At 47.9% G+C, this 20,310-nt stretch carries 16 protein-coding genes; 12 read left to right on the top strand and 4 right to left on the bottom strand.

The annotated features are described in order from the left end of the window. Nucleotides 1-112 precede the first annotated feature (112 nt). The 7 genes from NYE68_RS19855 to NYE68_RS19825 all read left to right on the top strand — a co-directional run bounded on the left by NYE68_RS19855 (nt 113) and on the right by NYE68_RS19825 (nt 10,674). Nucleotides 113-3,799 carry a nitrate reductase subunit alpha gene (locus NYE68_RS19855; protein ID WP_324674540.1) on the top strand — a complete coding sequence of 1,229 codons (3,687 nt, stop codon included), beginning with the start codon at nt 113-115 and terminating at the stop codon, nt 3,797-3,799. After that, entirely contained in the window at nt 3,789-5,252 is a 1,464-nt protein-coding gene (narH, locus tag NYE68_RS19850; protein WP_031379126.1) for a nitrate reductase subunit beta, read from the top strand. The genes NYE68_RS19855 and narH overlap by 11 nt, the downstream gene beginning before the upstream one ends. A 25-nt stretch (nt 5,253-5,277) precedes the next feature. Next, entirely contained in the window at nt 5,278-5,835 is a 558-nt protein-coding gene (narJ, locus tag NYE68_RS19845; RefSeq protein WP_342493988.1) for a nitrate reductase molybdenum cofactor assembly chaperone, read from the top strand. Next, nucleotides 5,832-6,503, top strand: coding sequence for a respiratory nitrate reductase subunit gamma (gene narI, locus NYE68_RS19840; protein ID WP_007407624.1), 672 nt, complete (start codon nt 5,832-5,834; stop codon nt 6,501-6,503). Before narJ ends, narI begins: the two co-directional genes overlap by 4 nt. 138 nt (nt 6,504-6,641) lie before the next feature. Then, on the top strand, nt 6,642-7,271 hold the full coding sequence (locus NYE68_RS19835) for a YitT family protein (RefSeq protein WP_015418430.1): 630 nt from the start codon (nt 6,642-6,644) through the stop codon (nt 7,269-7,271). A 95-nt stretch (nt 7,272-7,366) separates the two neighbouring features. Continuing rightward, nucleotides 7,367-8,869: a cardiolipin synthase gene (cls, locus tag NYE68_RS19830; protein ID WP_254003451.1), complete on the top strand. Its 1,503-nt coding sequence runs from the start codon at nt 7,367-7,369 to the stop codon at nt 8,867-8,869. Between the two features lie 80 nt (nt 8,870-8,949). Continuing rightward, on the top strand, nt 8,950-10,674 hold the full coding sequence (locus NYE68_RS19825; RefSeq protein WP_324636322.1) for an ABC transporter ATP-binding protein: 1,725 nt from the start codon (nt 8,950-8,952) through the stop codon (nt 10,672-10,674). Between the two features lie 71 nt (nt 10,675-10,745). Here NYE68_RS19825 and NYE68_RS19820 read toward each other — a convergent pair whose 3' ends face one another. The 3 genes from NYE68_RS19820 to cls (NYE68_RS19810) form a co-directional block, all read right to left on the bottom strand. Then, a complete protein-coding gene (locus tag NYE68_RS19820) occupies nt 10,746-11,018 on the bottom strand; it encodes a hypothetical protein (protein ID WP_015418427.1) in 273 nt (90 codons plus the stop codon). Between the two features lie 68 nt (nt 11,019-11,086). Beyond that, a complete protein-coding gene (gene uvsE, locus NYE68_RS19815; protein ID WP_015418426.1) occupies nt 11,087-12,049 on the bottom strand; it encodes a UV DNA damage repair endonuclease UvsE in 963 nt (320 codons plus the stop codon). Nucleotides 12,050-12,061: 12 nt separating this feature from the next. Further along, nucleotides 12,062-13,261 (bottom strand): cardiolipin synthase, encoded by a 1,200-nt coding sequence (gene cls / locus NYE68_RS19810; RefSeq protein ID WP_064115294.1) that lies wholly within the window; start codon nt 13,259-13,261, stop codon nt 12,062-12,064. Nucleotides 13,262-13,399: 138 nt separating this feature from the next. Here cls (NYE68_RS19810) and NYE68_RS19805 point away from each other — a divergent pair, with 138 nt between their 5' ends. The 3 genes from NYE68_RS19805 (at nt 13,400) to pyrG (ending at nt 18,111) form a co-directional block, all read left to right on the top strand. Beyond that, on the top strand, nt 13,400-15,508 hold the full coding sequence (locus NYE68_RS19805; RefSeq protein ID WP_053573967.1) for a (Fe-S)-binding protein: 2,109 nt from the start codon (nt 13,400-13,402) through the stop codon (nt 15,506-15,508). Nucleotides 15,509-15,735: 227 nt separating this feature from the next. Beyond that, nucleotides 15,736-16,263, top strand: a complete 528-nt coding sequence (rpoE, locus tag NYE68_RS19800) for a DNA-directed RNA polymerase subunit delta (RefSeq protein WP_014419114.1) — start codon at nt 15,736-15,738, stop codon at nt 16,261-16,263. A gap of 240 nt (nt 16,264-16,503) precedes the next feature. Then, nucleotides 16,504-18,111 (top strand): CTP synthase (glutamine hydrolyzing), encoded by a 1,608-nt coding sequence (pyrG, locus tag NYE68_RS19795; protein WP_007407615.1) that lies wholly within the window; start codon nt 16,504-16,506, stop codon nt 18,109-18,111. A gap of 47 nt (nt 18,112-18,158) precedes the next feature. Here pyrG and NYE68_RS19790 read toward each other — a convergent pair whose 3' ends face one another. Next, nucleotides 18,159-18,680, bottom strand: coding sequence for a DUF2529 domain-containing protein (locus tag NYE68_RS19790; protein ID WP_007407614.1), 522 nt, complete (start codon nt 18,678-18,680; stop codon nt 18,159-18,161). Nucleotides 18,681-18,844: 164 nt separating this feature from the next. On the opposite strand from NYE68_RS19790, the gene spo0F reads away from it, so the two are divergent. Together spo0F and NYE68_RS19780 are read left to right on the top strand one after the other, a co-directional pair. Continuing rightward, nucleotides 18,845-19,219 (top strand): sporulation initiation phosphotransferase Spo0F, encoded by a 375-nt coding sequence (spo0F, locus tag NYE68_RS19785; protein WP_012118670.1) that lies wholly within the window; start codon nt 18,845-18,847, stop codon nt 19,217-19,219. Nucleotides 19,220-19,394: 175 nt separating this feature from the next. Then, nucleotides 19,395-20,252, top strand: a complete 858-nt coding sequence (locus NYE68_RS19780; protein WP_003151102.1) for a class II fructose-bisphosphate aldolase — start codon at nt 19,395-19,397, stop codon at nt 20,250-20,252. The last annotated feature ends 58 nt before the right edge of the window (nt 20,253-20,310 follow it).

Genomic DNA, 20,310 nt, shown 5'->3' with positions numbered 1-20,310 from the left:
TGTGTGAATGTTTTGTGAAAAAAGCAGAGTGTGTGACAAAGTTCACAAGGTGATGCGCCGTCTCTGTTTATAGTGTACATAGCATCACCTGACTCGGAAGGAGTGAACGATCATGAAGAAAAAGAAAATGAGTCCGTTGCTCAGGAGATTAAACTATTTTTCTCCTATCGAACATCATTCAAATAACCATAGCCAAACGACAAGCGAAGATCGTGATTGGGAGAATGTATACAGAAACAGATGGCAGTACGACAAAGTCGTTCGCTCCACCCACGGCGTCAACTGCACGGGTTCTTGCAGCTGGAATATTTATGTGAAAAACGGAATTGTCACGTGGGAAGGACAAAACTTGAATTATCCATCAACAGGCCCGGATATGCCTGATTTCGAACCGAGAGGCTGCCCGCGGGGGGCCAGTTTTTCTTGGTACATCTACAGCCCGCTCCGTGTGAAATATCCATATGTACGCGGTGTGCTGATCAATTTGTGGCGGGAGGCATTGCAGGCGCATCAAAATCCGCTGGATGCCTGGAAATCGATCGCCGAAAACCCTGAAAAAGCGAAGTCCTATAAACAGGCAAGGGGGAAAGGCGGCTTTGTGCGCGCGGAATGGCCGGAGGTGCTGAAGCTGATTTCGGCCTCTCTGCTGTATACAGTGATGAAATACGGGCCTGACCGGAATGTCGGTTTTTCTCCGATCCCGGCGATGTCCATGATCAGCCACGCATCAGGTTCGCGATTCATGTCTTTAATCGGCGGCCCAATGCTCAGTTTTTATGACTGGTATGCGGATCTTCCGCCGGCGTCCCCGCAAATTTGGGGCGACCAGACGGACGTTCCGGAGAGCAGTGATTGGTACAATTCAGGCTATATCATCACATGGGGCTCCAACGTGCCGTTAACGAGAACGCCTGATGCGCATTTTCTGGCGGAAGCCCGCTATAAAGGCGCTAAAGTCATTTCGATCAGTCCCGATTTTGCGGAATCCTCAAAGTTCGCAGATGACTGGCTGAGTATCCGCCAGGGGACTGACGGGGCGCTTGCGATGGCGATGGGTCACGTTATTTTGCAGGAATTTTACGTGAACCAAGAAACTGAACGTTTTATTGAGTACGCGAAGCAATACACCGATTTTCCATTCTTCGTCACTCTGTCAAAAGAAAATGGCGTATACACAGCGGGACGGTTTCTGCATGCGAAAGACATCGGGCGGCAGACAAAAAATGATCAGTGGAAGCCGGCGGTCTGGAATGAACAGACAGGTGCGTTTGCCATACCGCAAGGCACAATGGGCTCCCGCTGGGACGGGCAGCAGAAATGGAATCTGCACATGATCGACGAAGACACCGGGGAACCGATTGAACCCCGTCTCTCCGTGCTCGGAATAGAGGACGAAATCGGCATGGTGCGCATTCCGTATTTTTCAAATGACGGAAATAAAGTGCTTGAGCGGAATCTTCCTATTAAAAAATTGGATCTGAATGGTGAAGAGACGTACGTCACGACCGTGTTTGACTTGATATTGGCCAACTACGGCGTGAACCGGGGCATCGGCGGACAATCAGCCGCATCCTATGATGATCCCCGTCCGTTCACACCTGCCTGGCAGGAACAGATCACGGGAATTAAAAGAGAAGCCGTTATACAGATTGCCAGGGAGTTTGCCCAAAATGCGATTGATACAGACGGCAGATCCATGATTATCGTAGGGGCGGGGATCAACCACTGGTTCAACTCCGACACAATTTACCGTGCGGTGTTAAATCTTGTTTTACTCGTAGGCGCCCAAGGCGTAAACGGCGGAGGCTGGGCCCATTACGTGGGGCAGGAAAAGCTCCGTCCGGCTGAAGGGTGGCAGACGATTGCAACCGCAAAGGACTGGGAAGGCGTGCCTAAACTGCAAAACGGCACCTCATTTTTTTACTTTGCGACAGACCAGTGGCGTTATGAAGACCAGCCGATCAGTGACTTGGCTTCACCGATCGCCGCGTCATCCCGCTACAAGCATCACGCCGATTACAATGTGCTGGCGGCGCGATTAGGGTGGCTTCCGTCTTACCCGACATTCAATCAAAACGGCATTGATCTGTACAAAGAAGCTGAGAAAGCGGGGGCGGCGACACCTGAAGACGTAGGTGCGTACGTGGCCTCACGGCTTCAAGAGAAAAAACTGAAATTCGCGATTGAAGACCCTGACAATGAAGTGAATTTCCCAAGGAATCTCTTCGTATGGCGGGCAAATCTGATCTCAAGCTCAGGGAAAGGGCATGAATATTTTCTCAAGCATCTGCTGGGGACGACGAACGGTCTGATGAATGACGACAGTGACAGCATCCGCCCTGAAGAAATCAAATGGCGGGAGCAGGCGCCGGAAGGCAAGCTCGACTTGTTAATCAATCTTGATTTTCGAATGGCGGGTACGGCGCTGTATTCCGATATCGTGCTGCCGGCGGCGACATGGTATGAAAAACACGATCTCAGCAGTACGGATATGCATCCGTTTATTCATCCATTTGCTCCGGCCATCTCGGCGCCGTGGGAATCGAAGTCAGACTGGGATATTTTTAAGGCGCTGTCAAAAGCCGTTTCCGATCTGGCGGAAGAAGTCGATATGGAGCCGGTGAAAGAGGTAGTCGCAACGCCGCTCCTCCACGACACCATGCAGGAATTGGCCCAGCCATTCGGCAAAATCAATGACTGGAGCAAAGGCGAATGTGAAGCCATTCCGGGAAAAACGATGCCGAACATCCATGTCGTTGAACGGGATTACAAACACATTTTTCATAAAATGACCGCGCTCGGCCCTCATACGGCTTTAAAACCGAGCGGAACAAAAGGGATGAGCTGGTCGATTGCGGATGAATATGAATCACTCAAACAGAGACTGGGAGAAACCGATTCAAACAGCGTTGCCAAAGGATGCCCGAATATAAGTGAAGCGAAGCAGGCGGCGGAAGCGATTTTAACCCTGTCGTCCACCTCAAATGGAAAAGTCGCCGTGAAAGCATGGGAATCACTTGAAAACATTACCAATCTGGAGCTGAAAGACCTGGCGGAAGAGCGCGAGGAAGAATGCTTTACGTTCGAGCAAATTACAGCCCAGCCGAAAACGGTCATCACCTCTCCGGCCTTTACCGGTTCAGAAAAAGGAGGGCGCAGGTACTCGCCGTTTACGACGAATGTGGAAAAATTAATTCCGTGGCGGACGCTGACCGGCAGACAATCCTATTATGTCGATCATGAACTGATGATGGAATTCGGTGAAACGATGGCGACATTTAAACCGATCCTCCAGCACCGTCCGTTCCTAAGCAAGCGGCCTGATCAAGAGGGCAAAGAAATCGTTCTTAATTATTTGACGCCGCATAATAAATGGTCCGTCCACAGCATGTATTTTGATTCTCTGCCGATGCTGACGCTGTTCCGCGGCGGGCCGACCGTGTGGATGAATAAAGATGACGCAGAGGACACGGATATCAAAGACAACGATTGGATTGAATGCTTCAACCGAAACGGCGTTGTCGTCGCGAGAGCGGTTTTGTCTCACCGGATTCCTAAAGGAATGGCGTTTATGCACCATGCCCAGGACCGCCACATCAATGTGCCCGGCACAAAACTGACGAATAACCGCGGAGGCACCCATAACAGCCCGACAAGGATTCACGTCAAGCCGACCCAGATGATCGGGGGCTATGCACAGCTCAGTTACGGCTTTAACTATTACGGTCCGACGGGGAATCAGCGCGATCTGAATGTCGTCATCCGCAAGCTGAAGGAGGTCGATTGGCTTGAAGATTAAAGCGCAAATCGGGATGGTCATGAACTTGGATAAATGCATCGGCTGCCACACGTGCAGCGTCACCTGCAAAAACACGTGGACAAACCGTTCCGGTGCGGAATATATGTACTTCAATAATGTAGAAACAAAGCCCGGCATCGGCTACCCGAAGCAATGGGAGGACCAGGACAAATATAAAGGCGGCTGGACGTTGAAAAAAGGAAAGCTTGAACTGAAATCAGGCCCGAAAACAAACCGGCTTGCAGGCCTTTTCTATAATCCGAATCAGCCGACGATTGATGACTACTATGAACCTTGGAACTATGATTATGAAACATTAACAAACAGCCCGCAAAAAAAGCACCAGCCGGTGGCGCGGCCGAAATCGTCCTTAACGGGGGATTTCATGAATATCGAATGGGGCCCGAACTGGGAGGATGATCTCGCTGGCGGCCACATTACAGGGCTTGAAGATCCAAACGTGCAAAAGATGGAGGAATCGATCAAAACAGAATTCGATGAAGTCTTTATGATGTATCTTCCGCGTATTTGTGAGCACTGCATTAATCCGGCGTGCGTGTCCTCCTGCCCGTCCGGCGCCATGTACAAACGCGAGGAGGACGGCATTGTGCTTGTGGATCAAAACGCATGCCGTTCATGGAGATATTGCGTCTCATCCTGTCCTTATAAAAAAGTCTATTTTAACTGGCAAACGAACAAAGCGGAAAAATGCACACTCTGCTTTCCGCGCTTGGAGGCGGGGCTGCCGACCATCTGCTCCGAAACGTGTGTCGGCAGAATCCGCTATCTCGGCGTCATGCTGTATGACGCGGACAAAGTGGAGGAAGCGGCATCGGTTGAAAATGAAAAGGATCTCTACCATTCCCAATTAGACGTTTTTCTTGATCCGAATGATCCTGAGATTGCCAAACTGGCAAAAGAACAAGGCATCCCGGCTGAATGGATAGAGGCGGCGCAGCAATCGCCGATCTACAAAATGATCATCGACTGGAAGATTGCGCTTCCGCTTCACCCTGAGTACCGTACGCTGCCGATGGTTTGGTACATTCCGCCGCTCAGCCCGATTATGAATCTCTTTGAAGGAAAAGGAAGCCGGCAAACGGCGGAAGCGATTTTTCCGGCTATCGACCAAATGAGAATTCCGATTGACTATTTGGCGCAGCTGTTAACGGCGGGGGATACGGATCATATTCGATCCACGTTAAAGAAAATGTCTGTCATGCGCCAGTATATGAGAGCGATCCAGACGAATAAATCAATCGACCCGGAACTGATCTCCAGTGTCGGCTTAACAGAACAGCAAATTAAAGACATGTATCGGCTGCTGGCAATCGCCAAATATGATGACCGTTTTGTGATCCCGAGCAGCCATCGAGAAGAAGTGTCAGATTTATATGCTGAACAAGGGAGCTGCGGCTTATCATTTTCAGGCGGCCCGGGCTCTTGTTTCTAATTTTTCATAAATGAGGTGTAATAACATGAACACCACAGACCGGCAAATGACGTTCTCCGCTCTTTCCGTTCTTCTCTCTTATCCGGATGAAGAGTGGAGAGCCGAGATTCCCGATTGGAAGGCTCTTATCCATGAGATCACCAATCAGCAAATCCGGGAGAAATTGCTGCACTTTTTAGAGGCGGCAGCCGGCTTTTCTCCGCAAGCGCTGATTGAACACTATGTGTATACGTTCGATTTCGGAAAGAAAACGAATATGTACGTCACCTACTTTAACTCAGGCGAACAAAGGGAACGCGGCATTGAATTGCTGCATTTAAAAAACATCTACCAGCAATCCGGTTTCCTGCCGACAGAGAAAGAACTGCCTGATTACCTGCCGCTGATGCTGGAATTCGCCGCGGTTGCGGAGATTGAAGCGGCGAGAAGCGTGTTTGAGAAATACCTGTCCAATGTGAGGGAGCTGGCTTCCCGCCTCGAAAAAAATAACAGCATCTATGCTGAGCTGCTGCACGTGCTGCAGGCCGCACTGGAAAACATCGGTGTACATGCAAGCACTGAAGAAGGGGCTGTTCAGGCATGAGCGGGCAGATCCTGTGGGGCGTTATGCCATACATTGTATTGACGATCTTTATCGGCGGGCATATTTACCGCTATCAGCATGACCAATTCGGCTGGACGGCGAAATCAAGCGAGCTGTTAGAAAAGAAAAAACTCGCGGCTGGCAGCACACTTTTTCATTGGGGACTGCTGTGCGTTGTCGGCGGACATGTCATGGGAATTCTGATCCCGGAAGGCGTGTATGCTTCCCTTGGCATTTCAGAGCATATGTATCACAAAATGGCGATCGGCGCAGGCCTGCCGGCGGGGATTGCTGCATGTGCCGGACTTGTCATCCTGACGTACAGAAGGCTGTTTGACAAAAGAATCCGCAAAACCAGCTCGCCATCGGATATCCTGACGCTTATTCTGCTGCTGTTCATGATGCTGTCGGGCGTTGCGGCCACATTTCTTAACATTGATTCGAAAGGCTTTGATTACAGGGCAACAGTCGGGCCGTGGTTCAGGGAAATTGTTTTGTTCCGGCCTGACGCTTCTTTGATGGAGAGTGTCCCGCTATGGTTTAAGTTTCATATCATCATAGGGTACGTCGTTTTTATCCTTTGGCCGTTTACAAGATTGGTTCACGTGTTCAGCCTGCCCCTCAAGTATTTGACCCGCAGCTATGTTGTCTATCGGAAACGCACGTAAAATCCCCCCTGCAAGAGGGGGATTTTTTATGGTGAAAAAATAAAAACATAAGATATTTTCTGCCAAGGTAATGGCTGGGCGGCCGGGATTCCTGTTATATTTTATTTGGAAATAACAGCAACAAAAGGAGAGTGAAGAATGAAGCGGATTTTCCTCATTTTAGCCGCCTGTCTGATGACAAGCGCCGGCGTCCTGACACTCAGACATTCTCAAGTATTAACCGGCGGCACAGCGGGACTGTCACTAAGCCTGTCATACTTGTTTCATTCCTCGTTTGCGATTATCTTCTTTCTGATCAATATCCCGTTTTATATATTTTCTCTCATCAGAATGGGAATCAAATTCACTCTATCCACCGTTTTTGCAGTCACAGTGCTGACTCTATTTACCGGCGCGGATCACTGGCTGCCGCCGGTCTCTGTTTCACCGCTTGCCGGGGCGATTTGCGGCGGGGCGCTGATCGGGTTCGGCCTGTCGCTCATGTTTTATCATCAGGCATCGCTCGGCGGCGCCAATATCCTTGCTTTATTTCTGCAAAAGCGCTGCGGATGGAATCCGGGTGCCGTTAATTTCCTCTTCGATTTTGGGGTCGTGCTGGCCGGCATTTTTTCCGTCGGGCTGCTGAAAGGGCTCTTCTCCTTAGTGTCGATAGCGGTCACCGGTCTGATCATCGGCATCTTCAAAAATAAAATCAAAGGCAGCTGCTCGCTCAATCCGGCATTGCTTCAGAACATCACACCCGGCCAATCACAGGAAGCTTCATCATAAGCCTTTCCGCTCGTGCGGAGAGGCTTTTTCATATGTTTACAAGCCGGAAAACAGAGGGTATACAGAGATATCGGATCAGATGGGAGAGAGTCGGGATGCTGAAAAGGAGACTGGAATTTTGCTTTTTATATATGATGCTTATCGTAGCATATGTCATATGGTTTTTTCCGGTTTCCAGGCTTGAGTTTTACGGAGGGGTGCTTTGTTATGCAAGCATTATTTTGTTCAGCATTTATTCGTTAATTCTTGAAAACCGCACCTCGCAGCACACGCTGTTATGGATTCATATTCTTGTGTTTTTTCCGATCGCCGGGTACTTATTTTACCTTTTTTCCGGCCAGCTTTATGAAAAAGGCAAGCTGTTCAGGTCGAAACGGACATACAACCGGGAAAAGCTGAGAACGATATTTGATATGGAACAAACTCCCGACCTGACCGGGCTGAAAGGAAATCAGAAGCGTTTCTTTCAATATTCAATCAAGGCGTCCCATATGAATATCAATACAAAAAGCAGGCTGAAGGTGCTCAAAAACGGGGACGAAACATTTCCTGAGCTGTTTGAGGCGCTCCGGGAGGCCGCGTCATTTATACATATTGAGTATTACATGTTCAAATCAGACATGCTCGGGCACAAGATGATGGACATTATGATGGAAAAGGCGCGTCAAGGCGTGGAAGTGCGGTTTTTGTTCGACGCGGCCGGCAGCCTGAAGCTGGCCGGAAAAGATATTAAAAAACTGAAACGCGCGGGCGTGAACATCGTCCCGTTTCTGCCGCTGAAATACGGTTTTTTCAACCAAAAATTCAATTTCAGAAATCACCGCAAGATCGTGATCGTTGACGGGAAAACCGGTTTTGTCGGCGGGCTGAATGTCGGCAAGGAGTATATCGGCAAAGACCGAAATGTCGGTTTTTGGCGTGACACCCATATGAAAGTCGAAGGAGAAATCGTTCAGACGCTCCACAGCATTTTTATGCTTGATTGGGAATACGTTTCGGATGAGGTGCTTATTGATCAGAAAGCATACAGCCGCCCGGTCCCTGCAGAAAGCGGCGGCATCTATCAAGTCGTTCCGACAGGCCCTGATATGAAGGAGCGGATGAGCGACCTGTATTATGCCATGATTGCGGCAGCCGAATCGTCTGTATGGATTGCGACGCCTTATTTCGTACCGAATGAGCCGATCCGCACAGCGTTAAAGGAGGCAGCTGCCAGAGGCGTAGAGGTGCGTGTTATGGTGCCGGAAACCAATGACGGGTTTTTAACCCAGTACGCGACGAGGTCGTATTTCCCCGAGCTTCTTCGCGAAGGAATCGAAGTCTATTCCTATCAAAAAGGCTTTATGCATCAAAAGGTTCTCATCACTGACGGAAACCTCGCTTCTGTCGGGACGGCGAATATGGACATGAGAAGCTTTCAGCTGAACTTTGAAGTCAATGTCTTTTTTACAGATCAGGCTGCGATCAAAGATCTTGAAGCGCATTATCTTGAAGATATGAAGGAGTCTGAGAAAATCAGCCCCGTCCGTTTCTATAAGCGCACATTATGGGAAAGAACGAAGGAATCCTTTGCACGGTTATTTTCAGGCGTTTTATAAAAAGCGCTTTAAAAACGCCTTGTGTATAGTATAATTGAGAAATGTTATCATTAAGAACGAGGCACAAGGAGGACGGAATCGTGCTGCGACAATTTTTTTCTTATTATAAACCGTACAAAAAGCTGTTTTTTCTCGACTTCTTTTCTGCCATCGCCGGCGGATTAATGGAGCTGAGTTTTCCGCTGATTGTCAATTACTTTATCGATACATTGCTCCCGGGCCGGGATTGGAGTCTGATTATTTTGACTTCCGCTGCTTTATTCGGGGTCTACGCCCTCAGCTCGGCACTTCAGTATGTTGTGACGTATTGGGGCCATATGCTCGGCATTAACATTGAAACGGATATGCGGAAAAAGCTTTTCGACCATCTGCAAAAGCTTTCGTTCAAATTTTACGATAACAACAAAACGGGCAGTTTAATGTCCAAGCTCACCAATGATTTGATGTATATCGGAGAAACCGCCCACCACGGGCCTGAAGACCTGTTTATCGCGATCATGACGATTTTGGGCGCGTTCGGTGTGATGCTGTTTATTAACTGGCAGCTCGCGCTGTTGACTTTTATCATTATGCCGGTCGTCATTTGGCTTGCTTTGTATTTCAATAAAAAAATGACCTCTGCGTTTACAAAACTGAACAAAGACGTCGGAGACTTCAGCGCGAGGGTTGAAAACAATATCGGCGGCATCCGTCTTGTTCAGGCTTTCAGCAATGAAGCGTTTGAAACGCAGCGGTTTGACGTGAACAATCAGCGTTTCCGCAAAACAAAGCTGACGTCTTATAAAATCATGGCGAAAAACGGCTCGATCAGTTACATGCTGACAAGATTTGTCACGCTGTTCGTCTTATTGTGCGGCACATGGTTCGTGATACGCGGATCGTTATCTTACGGGGAATTCGTCGCTTTTGTGCTGCTGACGAACGTTCTGTTCCGTCCGATTGATAAAATCAACGCGATTATTGAGATGTATCCGAGAGGCATTGCCGGTTTTAAAAGCTTTATAGAAATACTGGAAACGGAGCCTGATATCAAGGACACCCCGAACGCGAGACATGTGTCCGGTTTAAAAGGGAATATCCGTTATGATGGTGTGTCATTCGGTTACGAAGAAAACAGTCCGGTTCTGTCGGGAATCAATTTGTCCATTCATGCCGGGGAGACAGTCGCATTCGTCGGGCCTTCGGGAGCGGGAAAATCAACGCTGACAAGTCTGCTGCCGCGCTTTTATGAGCCGTCTGAAGGCGTGATTTCCATCGACGGAATCGATATTAAGGACATGACGCTGTCATCATTGCGCGGACAAATCGGCGTCGTCCAGCAGGATGTCTTTCTGTTTTCCGGCACATTGCGGGAAAACATTGCTTACGGGCGGCTGGACGCGTCTGAGGAAGAAATCTGGCAGGCCGTCCGCCAGGCGCATTTAGAGGACTTGGTAAACGGGTATCCCGACGGTTTAAACACGGTGATCGGCGAGCGCGGCGTGAAGCTGTCAGGCGGGCAGAAGCAGCGGCTTTCCATCGCCAGAATGTTTTTGAAAAATCCGTCGATCTTAATTTTAGACGAGGCTACATCAGCCCTCGATACAGAAACGGAAGCCGCCATTCAAAAATCGCTGCAAGAGCTGTCTGAAGGACGCACAACGCTTGTGATCGCCCATCGGCTGGCTACGATTAAGGATGCGGACCGGATCGTCGTCGTCACGAAAGATGGCATCGCTGAACAAGGTCATCATAAGGAACTGCTGGCATCCGGCGGCATGTACCAGAGACTTCATCAGGCCCAATTCGGCGAGCTGATTCATTAATAAAAGAAAAAGGATAGACGAGCGGGGGCCGGGCAGCCTCCTGTCTATCCTTTTTTTTATGTAGTCCGTATTTAATGGGCTTCTTTTTGCGCAGGTTCGATGATATGTTTGAAACGGTCAACAAGCTGCACCGCTTTCTTTCCTTCCACTACAATTAAATATTCTTGTTCTTTATGGGCCATTCTGAACGTTTCCAGCTCAATGATATCTTTGATTTTGCACATCGTTTTTTTAGAGTAGATATACAGCTCATGGCCTCCCGTGTGGCAAAGATGATAAAGCTGAAGCATGTTTCGTAAAGTGAACTTCTTAGCGGCTATTTTCAAAGATGTAATGTTTTTCATATGTTTTCTCCTCCGTCTGATGGTCTGTTATTTCGGAAATTCCCCATATAAACGGGTGATAAACCTGGTTATGCCTTCCACTTCAGCACTCCGCCCGCCAGGCGTTTGACTCCGCGGATGGCGCTTAATTCTTCGACGAGCCGGAGCAGCGCCCGGTCTTTCTCTTTCGCCTCAATCATAAAATCGATGTCCGTATCCCATTGTCTGAACCGCTCCAGCACCGGGAGAATAAAATTCGCATCTACATAGTCCGCATGACTGCGTACGGCTGATTCTGATTTTGGCGAGGAGAGATGGACCTTCGGCTTTAAGCCGATCCGCTGCCATGTTTTGATCATCCGCGGAAGAATGTCATCTAAATCAGCGTCATCGGTCGGATTGGCGTAAAAATGGTGATAATCAAACACAAACGGAATGCCTTCTTGTTCACATACACTGAGTGTTTCCTCGGACGTATATGTTTTATCATCGTTTTCTAAAGTCATCCGCTGTTTGATGACATCGGGAAGTTCTTTCAGATTCACGCGGAAACGGCCAAGCGCGCTTTGTTTGTCACCGTAAGCGCCTCCGACATGGATGTTGATGACGGAACGGTCCGCGATGCCCATTGCGTCCAGCATGTCATAATGATAGGCCATATCCTTGACCGCATTTGCGGTAATCTCCTGTTTCGGGCTTGTAAAAAGCGTGAATTGGTTCGGATGAAAGCTCGTTCTGAGGTCATATTTTCTGACCAGCCCGCCGATCTCACGAAACTCCTGGCGAAACGGCGTGACAAAATCCCACAGCACATCCGGATGGGTGGCGAGCGGCACAATCGAGCTTGAGAACCTGTACAGCGGGATGCCGTGGCCGACCACATAGTGGATCGTGCGCAGCGTATTGGTGAGATTTGCTTTCGTCACAGAAAGCAGGGCGTCTTTCCGCTCACTGCGGGAAAGCTTGGTATAGCGCGCATATGTTAAGGTTTTTGCGGGGGACGCGTCCCAAAGGCACATGGCGTTTGCGACGAATCCGAATCTGAACAGCATATGGTTTCTCCTTTATAAAAAGTAAGATATGGCCTTTCCCAGCCATTCTGCAGGAAGCTGTCTGACGGAGCGCTGTTTCACTTTTTCTAATGTGAGAAGCTCGGATTTTTCGATGTCCTGCTTTATGGTTGAAAGCACTTTCTTTGTAAAGGCTTCATCATGAATGATGACATTCACCTCTTCATTCCAGAACAGACTCCGTTTATCAAAATTCGGCGTGCCGATAATGCTGATGCGGTCATCAATAATGAAAGCTTTGACATGATAAAAGCCTTGATAATACCGATAGATGAGGCAGCCGGCCTTCAGAAGCTCGGGATAATAGGTAAAAGCTGTTTCCCGAACGAACGGGTGGTCTGACTTCATCGGCACGATCAAGATGACTTTGACGCCTTTTCGGCAGGCTGAAATAAGCGCTTCCTGAAGCTTTTTGCTCGGTACATAATAAGGCGTGCCGATAATGATTTTTTTCTCCGCCTTACGGATGCAGTTTTCATAATGCGATTCAAGCGAAAAACCGTCAGACGCATATGTCCTATGAGAGATATTCCCTTCGGATAATGCCGGATAAACCCCGGGTGATCCGGGTGCTTTTCCGGTGTTTCGTTTCAGATCGCTTACAAAAAGAGTCTGAAGATCCGCCGTGCCTTCTCCGGTCATCCGCAGGTGATAATCCTCCCAGTTTCCGAACTTCGCTTTTTTGCCGAGGTACTCTTCAGCGATATTAAAACCGCCGACATAGCCGATTTTGCCGTCAATGACGGTCACTTTCCGGTGATTCCGTTTTTGCAGCCTGAAAAATAGAAACGGAAATGCCGGTTTATTTAGAAAATGAACGTGAACGCCGGCTTTTTTCATCGTTTGAATGGAAGGCTTTTTCACTTGGCGGCTGCCCGCCCAATCGAGCAGCAGATATACGGAGACGCCGGCCTGGGCCTTTTCCTTCAATAAATGAAACATCTCATGGCTGACTTGGTCGTTCTTCATAATAAAAAACATCATATGAATAGAAGAGACGGCTTGGCGGATATCAGCCGTCATCTGCCGCACAAGCTCGCTGCCGCAGTGAATGAGTGTGATATCACTCTTTTTCGGGTCAAAAACGGGCTCATACGCCTGTTTTTTGTACGCCGCCCGGCCAAGCAGCATATCAAGCAGCATAAGTGCGATCAATATGATAAAAATGACAAGCAACACAAAAATGACCTTCATACCGACGCTCCTTTCCGAAGTATTCGTAGTGTGCCCTGAGAATGTGAATTTAATTATTGACTGAACACTCATTCATTATTTATGATAAAGTAAAGATATGACAATGAAGAGGGGTATCAGAACAAAGGGGGAGACAAGATGAACGCATTTCTCATGGTAAACGCGCTGCTGTTTTCAGCTGTAACCGCTTACGCCGTTTATTTATTCGTTTACCTGATCAGAACGAGGATCGCTTATATTAAGCTCGGCCAAAGGGAAGAATTTGATAAACGCCTGAAAGAACGTCTTCAGAAGATATGGGTGAATGTGTTCGGACAGAAAAAACTGCTGAAAGATAAAAAGAGCGGCATCATCCACGTTCTGTTTTTTTACGGTTTTATACTCGTTCAGTTCGGCGCAATTGATTTTATTCTGAAAGGGCTGCTTCCTGACCGCCATCTGCCGTTCGGTCCGCTTTATCCGGCGTTTACCTTTTTTCAGGAAATCGTCACGTTTTTGATTTTAATCGCCGTAGTCTGGGCGTTTTACCGGCGCTACATTGAAAAACTCGTCAGACTGAAACGCGGGTTTAAAGCGGGGCTTGTCCTGCTGTTTATCGGCGGACTGATGGTGACGGTGCTTCTCGGGAACGCCATGAACCTTTTATGGCACGATCATTCTCTGTCTTGGACGGAGCCGATCGCCTCCTCCATTGCGATTGTGCTCGGCGGTCTTTCAGCGCCGGCGGCCGCCGCCGTGTTTTATGTTTCATGGTGGCTTCATCTGTTGTTTTTGCTCAGCTTTTTAGTGTACGTGCCGCAATCAAAGCATGCGCACTTAATTGCGGGTCCGGCGAATGTGTTCCTCAGCAGGCTGGATTCAAAAGGAAAGCTGGAAAAAATCGATTTCACCGATGAGACGAAAGAAAGCTACGGCGTCGGAAAGATTGAAGACTTCCGCCGCTCTCAGCTTGTCGACCTTTACGCCTGCGTCGAATGCGGCCGCTGTACAAATATGTGTCCGGCCTCCGGTACGGGCAAGATGCTCTCGCCGATGGACCTCATTTTAAAGCTCAGAGACCATTTGACGGAAAAAGGCGCTGCCGTGACGTCAAAATCTCCGTGGGTGCCCGCGCCCGTTTTTCAGCACACGAAAGCGAATCAGCTCGCCGCGGCTTCCTCAGGGGGAGGATCGCGTGAAGCGGCCGCAGCCATTGATTACAACCCGAGCTTAATCGGCGAGGTCATCACGGAAGAGGAGATTTGGGCGTGCACCACTTGCCGCAACTGTGAAGATCAATGTCCGGTCATGAATGAACACGTTGATAAAATTATCGATCTGCGCCGCTATCTTGTGCTTACGGAAGGGAAGATGGACAGCGACGCGCAGCGGGCCATGACAAGCATTGAAAGACAGGGAAATCCGTGGGGCTTAAACCGGAAAGAGCGGGAGAACTGGCGGGAGCAGGCTGATACAGAGATTCCGACAGTGAAAGAAATGAAAAAACAAGACAAAGAGTTCGACTATTTGTTTTGGGTAGGCTCAATGGGTTCCTACGATAACAGGAGCCAAAAGATTGCCGTCTCATTTGCAAAGCTGCTTAATGAAGCGGGCGTATCCTTTGCGATTCTCGGCAATAAGGAAAAAAACTCAGGCGATACGCCGCGCCGTTTGGGCAACGAGTTTCTGTTTCAAGAGCTGGCGGAACACAACATCGGCGAATTTGAAAAACACGGAATCAAAAAAATCGTCACGATTGATCCGCACGCCTATAATATGTTTAAAAATGAATATCCTGATTTCGGATTCCGGGCCGAAGTCTATCATCATACTGAATTATTAGCCGAGCTTGTGTCACAGGGGAAACTAAAACCGCTTCACCCGGTGAATGAAACGATTACCTTCCATGACTCGTGCTATTTAGGAAGATACAATGAAGTGTATGAGCCGCCGAGAGCGATCTTAAAAGCCATTCCGGGCGTTCAATTGAAGGAAATGGAGCGCAGCCGCGAAAACGGGATGTGCTGCGGCGCCGGGGGAGGGCTCATGTGGATGGAAGAAGAAACGGGAGCGAGAATCAACACGGCCCGGACTGAGCAGGCGCTTTCTGTCAGTCCGACGGTCATCAGCTCCGGCTGTCCTTACTGTCTGACCATGCTCGGTGACGGTACGAAAGCGAAAGAAGCCGAAGACGCTGTCGGCACTTATGATGTCAGTGAATTGCTCGCCATGTCTGTATTCGGCGCTGAAAAACAAGAGTCTTTATAGAAAGAAGCGGGCCGCCGGCGCATATGCCGGCGGCTTTGTTTTCGCACATCAGCCGATTTATGAAGGGACAGCTCTAAAATTTCTTAAATTACGCTGTTAAGGGTAGCATATTCTGTTTTAATTTGTTTATAATGAGAGGTATGGTTTATGAACAAAACAATACAAATTCGTTCTTATTATAGGATAGAAACAGATACATATAAGTAATAGAAAGGGAGTGTCCGACCTTGAGTATCAAACAATATTCTCAGGAACAGCTGAAGCAGATGGCTTTAGTTGAAATCGCTCACGAAATTTTCTCAGAACATAAAAAACCGGTTCCGTTCCAGGAGCTGCTGAATGAAATGATCTCCTTGCTCGGTGTTACGAAAGAGGAACTGGGCGACCGTATCGCCCAATTTTATACAGACCTGAACATTGACGGCCGCTTTATTGCTCTGTCAGACCAGACGTGGGGGCTTCGCAGCTGGTATCCGTACGATCAGCTGGACGAAGAAACACAGCCGACTGTAAAAGCGAAAAAGAAAAAAGCGAAAAAAGTCGTTGAGGAAGATCTCGACCTTGATGAATTCGAGGAAGTTGATGAAGATGACATCGATCTCGATGAAATGGAAGAAGATATTGACCTTGACGCAGACAGCTTTGACGACGAAGATGTCGATGAAGAAGATGACGACGAGCTTGAGATCGAAGACGAGATGATTGAAGAAGATGAGGAAGATTATGATGATGAGGAAGAGGATCGCAAAGACTGATTTTATATCAGCAAAACGATCTTGACTTTCATTGTCGAACTATGTAGTATGTATTTTGGGCTCTTCAAAAAGAAGAGAATTCATAAGAGTGCTACGCTCCCTTTCAAGAAATTGAAAGGGAGCTTTCTTATTTTCATCTCCCAAATTCTTTTACACATCATTTGTTTTTAGTGAAATGATTTTCTATAAAACGGCACATTTTAAGGAATGTAGCGCAGACCGAAGAGAGGAGCAAACGAAATGACGAAATATATTTTTGTAACCGGGGGAGTTGTATCATCACTCGGAAAAGGAATTGTGGCTGCGTCACTTGGCCGCCTTTTGAAAAACAGAGGCATGAGCGTCACCATCCAAAAATTTGACCCTTATATCAACGTTGACCCGGGAACGATGAGCCCGTACCAGCACGGTGAGGTATTCGTTACCGATGACGGCGCTGAGACTGACCTTGACTTAGGGCATTATGAGCGTTTCATTGACATTAATCTGAACAGATTCAGCAACGTGACGACCGGTAAAATCTATTCTGCCGTATTGAAAAAAGAGCGCCGCGGGGACTACCTCGGCGGAACGGTTCAGGTCATTCCGCACATCACAAATGAACTGAAAGACCGCGTGTACCGTGCAGGCAAAGAAACAAACGCAGATGTAGTCATTACTGAGATCGGCGGAACAGTGGGAGATATCGAATCCCTTCCATTCCTTGAAGCCATCCGTCAAATGAAAAGCGACATCGGCCATGAAAACGTGATGTACATTCACTGTACGCTTGTTCCGTACATCAAAGCGGCGGGCGAGCTGAAAACAAAACCGACGCAGCACAGCGTAAAAGAGCTGAGAAGCCTCGGTATTCAGCCTAATATCATCGTCGTGCGCACGGAAATGCCGATTTCTCAAGATATGAAAGATAAAATCGCGCTCTTCTGCGATATTGACACGAAAGCGGTCATCGAGTGCGAAGATGCGGACAACCTTTACTCCATCCCGCTTAACCTTCAGGAGCAGGGACTCGATAAGCTTGTCTGCGATCATATGAAATTAGAATGCAAAGACCCGGATATGACGGAATGGAAAGACCTTGTCACGAAAGTGAAAAACTTGTCTAAAACCATTACAATCAGCCTCGTCGGTAAATACGTCGAGCTTCAGGACGCTTACATTTCAGTCGTTGAATCACTGCGCCACGCCGGCTATGCGTTTGACGCTGATGTGAAGATCAAATGGATTAACGCCGAAGAAGTGACAGAAAGCAATATTCAAGAGCTGACTAGCGGCACAGACGGAATCATCGTGCCCGGCGGTTTCGGAGACCGCGGCGTAGAAGGGAAAATCATCGCCGCCAAGTATGCGCGTGAGAATAAAATTCCGTTCTTCGGCATCTGCCTCGGTATGCAGATTGCATCCATTGAATATGCGCGAAACGTATTAGGTCTGGAAGGGGCTCACTCTGCGGAGATCGATCCGTCCACTCCTTATCCGATCATCGACCTTCTGCCAGAACAAAAAGATGTCGAGGATCTTGGAGGAACGCTCCGTCTCGGACTGTACCCTTGTAAGCTTCAGGAAGACACGAAAGCCTTCGAAGCGTATGCGGATGAAGTGGTATACGAACGCCACCGCCACCGTTATGAATTCAACAACGAATACAGACAGCAAATGGAAGAGAACGGTTTTGTGTTCTCAGGAACAAGCCCTGACGGCCGTCTTGTGGAAATCATCGAGCTGAAAGACCATCCTTGGTATGTCGCTTGCCAGTTCCACCCTGAGTTCAAATCAAGACCGACAAGACCTCAGCCTTTATTCAAAGACTTTATCGGTGCTTCCGTACAAGCTGCAGAACAGAAGTAATAAAAAAAGACTTGCCTCCTTTAAAAGCGGCAAGTCTTTTTTCTGCATCAGGCATATTCCTGCATCATTTCCTTTAACGTAAAGGACAGTGCGTGATAGACATACAGGCCTGTCATTAATGAAGGAAAGCCGTATCTTGTCCCGTCTTCATCAGGCAGAAGCGGCATTTTTAATTTGCTGTCAATATGAACATCACAAAATTCCTCAATCCCGGTTTGATCTTTGATGACAGGAGATACGCCAACGAGGCCGATCCCTTTTTCATAAAGCTTTTGAGCCAGCGCCTGTTCTTCAGCCGTGCCCGGACCTGAACAAAACATCAGCACCCTGTCGCTTTCTGTAATCGAATCAGCTGTATCCGGAAACGCTTTGACGGAAGGCATCGGTTCTGAGCCGAGTTCCGCCTCGCACAAAATGCCCTGCATCTCATTTGCGCCGTATAAATAAATGGTATGGCCGCTGACGGCTGCCTGCGCCAGCAGGCGCGCGCCGTCTTCTATTGCTTCGGATTCCTTATCCTGAATGCGGGAAAAAATGCCTGCAAGCTGCGTCGTAAATATCTTTAACATGAGTGAAACCTCCTTTACACATACAAGAACAGTATACAACAAAAGAGAAAATGCTCAGAAAATGTCGGAAAGTAGACTATTATAATTAAAGGAAATGTGAAAATCAAACAGAATACATAAACAACTGCTTCCTTTTGACGAAAATGATAATATTGGGGTGTAAAATGATGAATGAAAAGATTTTAATCGTAGATGACCAATACGGTATACGCATATTGCTCAATGAAGTGTTTCATAAAGAAGGGTACCAGACGTTTCAGGCCGCCAACGGCATACAGGCGCTGGACATCGTAACGAAAGAACGGCCCGATCTCGTGCTTTTAGATATGAAAATCCCCGGCATGGACGGAATCGAAATTCTCAAGCGCATGAAGATGATCGACGAATCAATACGCGTCATTATCATGACCGCTTACGGAGAACTCGATATGATTAAGGAATCAAAAGAGCTCGGAGCGCTGACCCATTTTGCGAAACCTTTTGACATTGATGAGATCAGAGACGCGGTGAAAAAATATTTACCTCTAAAATCGAATTAATAAAATTAGAAACAATTATGTCATTGTGTTGCCGATTTGTCGAAAAGTTGGTATCCTAGAGATGGAGAAAAAGCGATCTGTTGTTTTACATATGACAGGTTTTTATGGTCATGCTATAGGTGGAAAGCTTTTTTCGAGAAGAAGCAAATCAGGCTACATAAGGAGGACTTTCGACATGCCTTTAGTTTCAATGACGGAAATGTTGAATACAGCTAAAGAAAAAGGATATGCTGTTGGACAATTTAACTTAAATAACCTTGAGTTCACTCAAGCTATTTTACAAGCAGCAGAAGAGGAAAAATCCCCGGTTATTCTTGGTGTTTCAGAAGGCGCGGGACGCTACATGGGCGGCTTCAAAACAGTGGTTGCCATGGTTAAAGCTCTTATGGAAGAATACAAAGTGACAGTTCCTGTCGCCATTCACTTAGACCACGGTTCAAGCTTTGAATCTTGTGCGAAAGCGATTCATGCAGGCTTCACTTCTGTAATGATCGACGCATCTCACCACCCGTTTGAGGAAAACGTAGCAACTACAGCTAAAGTGGTTGAGCTTGCTCATTTCCACGGCGTTTCAGTTGAAGCTGAGCTTGGAACTGTAGGCGGACAGGAAGATGACGTGATCGCTGAAGGCGTAATCTATGCTGACCCTAAAGAGTGTCAAGAACTTGTAGAGCGCACTGGCATCGACTGCCTTGCACCTGCACTGGGTTCTGTTCACGGCCCTTACAAAGGCGAACCGAACCTCGGTTTCAAAGAAATGGAAGATATCGGCAAATCAACCGGCCTTCCGTTAGTACTTCACGGCGGTACAGGAATTCCGACTGCCGACATTAAAAAATCAATCTCACTTGGTACGGCTAAAATCAACGTAAACACTGAAAACCAAATTTCTTCTGCAAAAGCTGTCCGCGAAACATTGGCAGCTAAGCCGAACGAATACGATCCTCGTAAATATCTTGGACCTGCTCGTGAAGCGATCAAAGAAACGGTTATCGGCAAAATGCGTGAGTTCGGTTCTTCAAACCAAGCTTAATCCAATGTAACATCCATAAACCGCCTGACAGGATTGACAGGCGGTTTTATGTCTTACC

This window comes from Bacillus sp. FSL R5-0447, from assembly GCF_038606125.1.
Taxonomy (GTDB): domain Bacteria; phylum Bacillota; class Bacilli; order Bacillales; family Bacillaceae; genus Bacillus; species Bacillus velezensis.
This window is presented reverse-complemented; position numbering and strand designations above follow the sequence as displayed.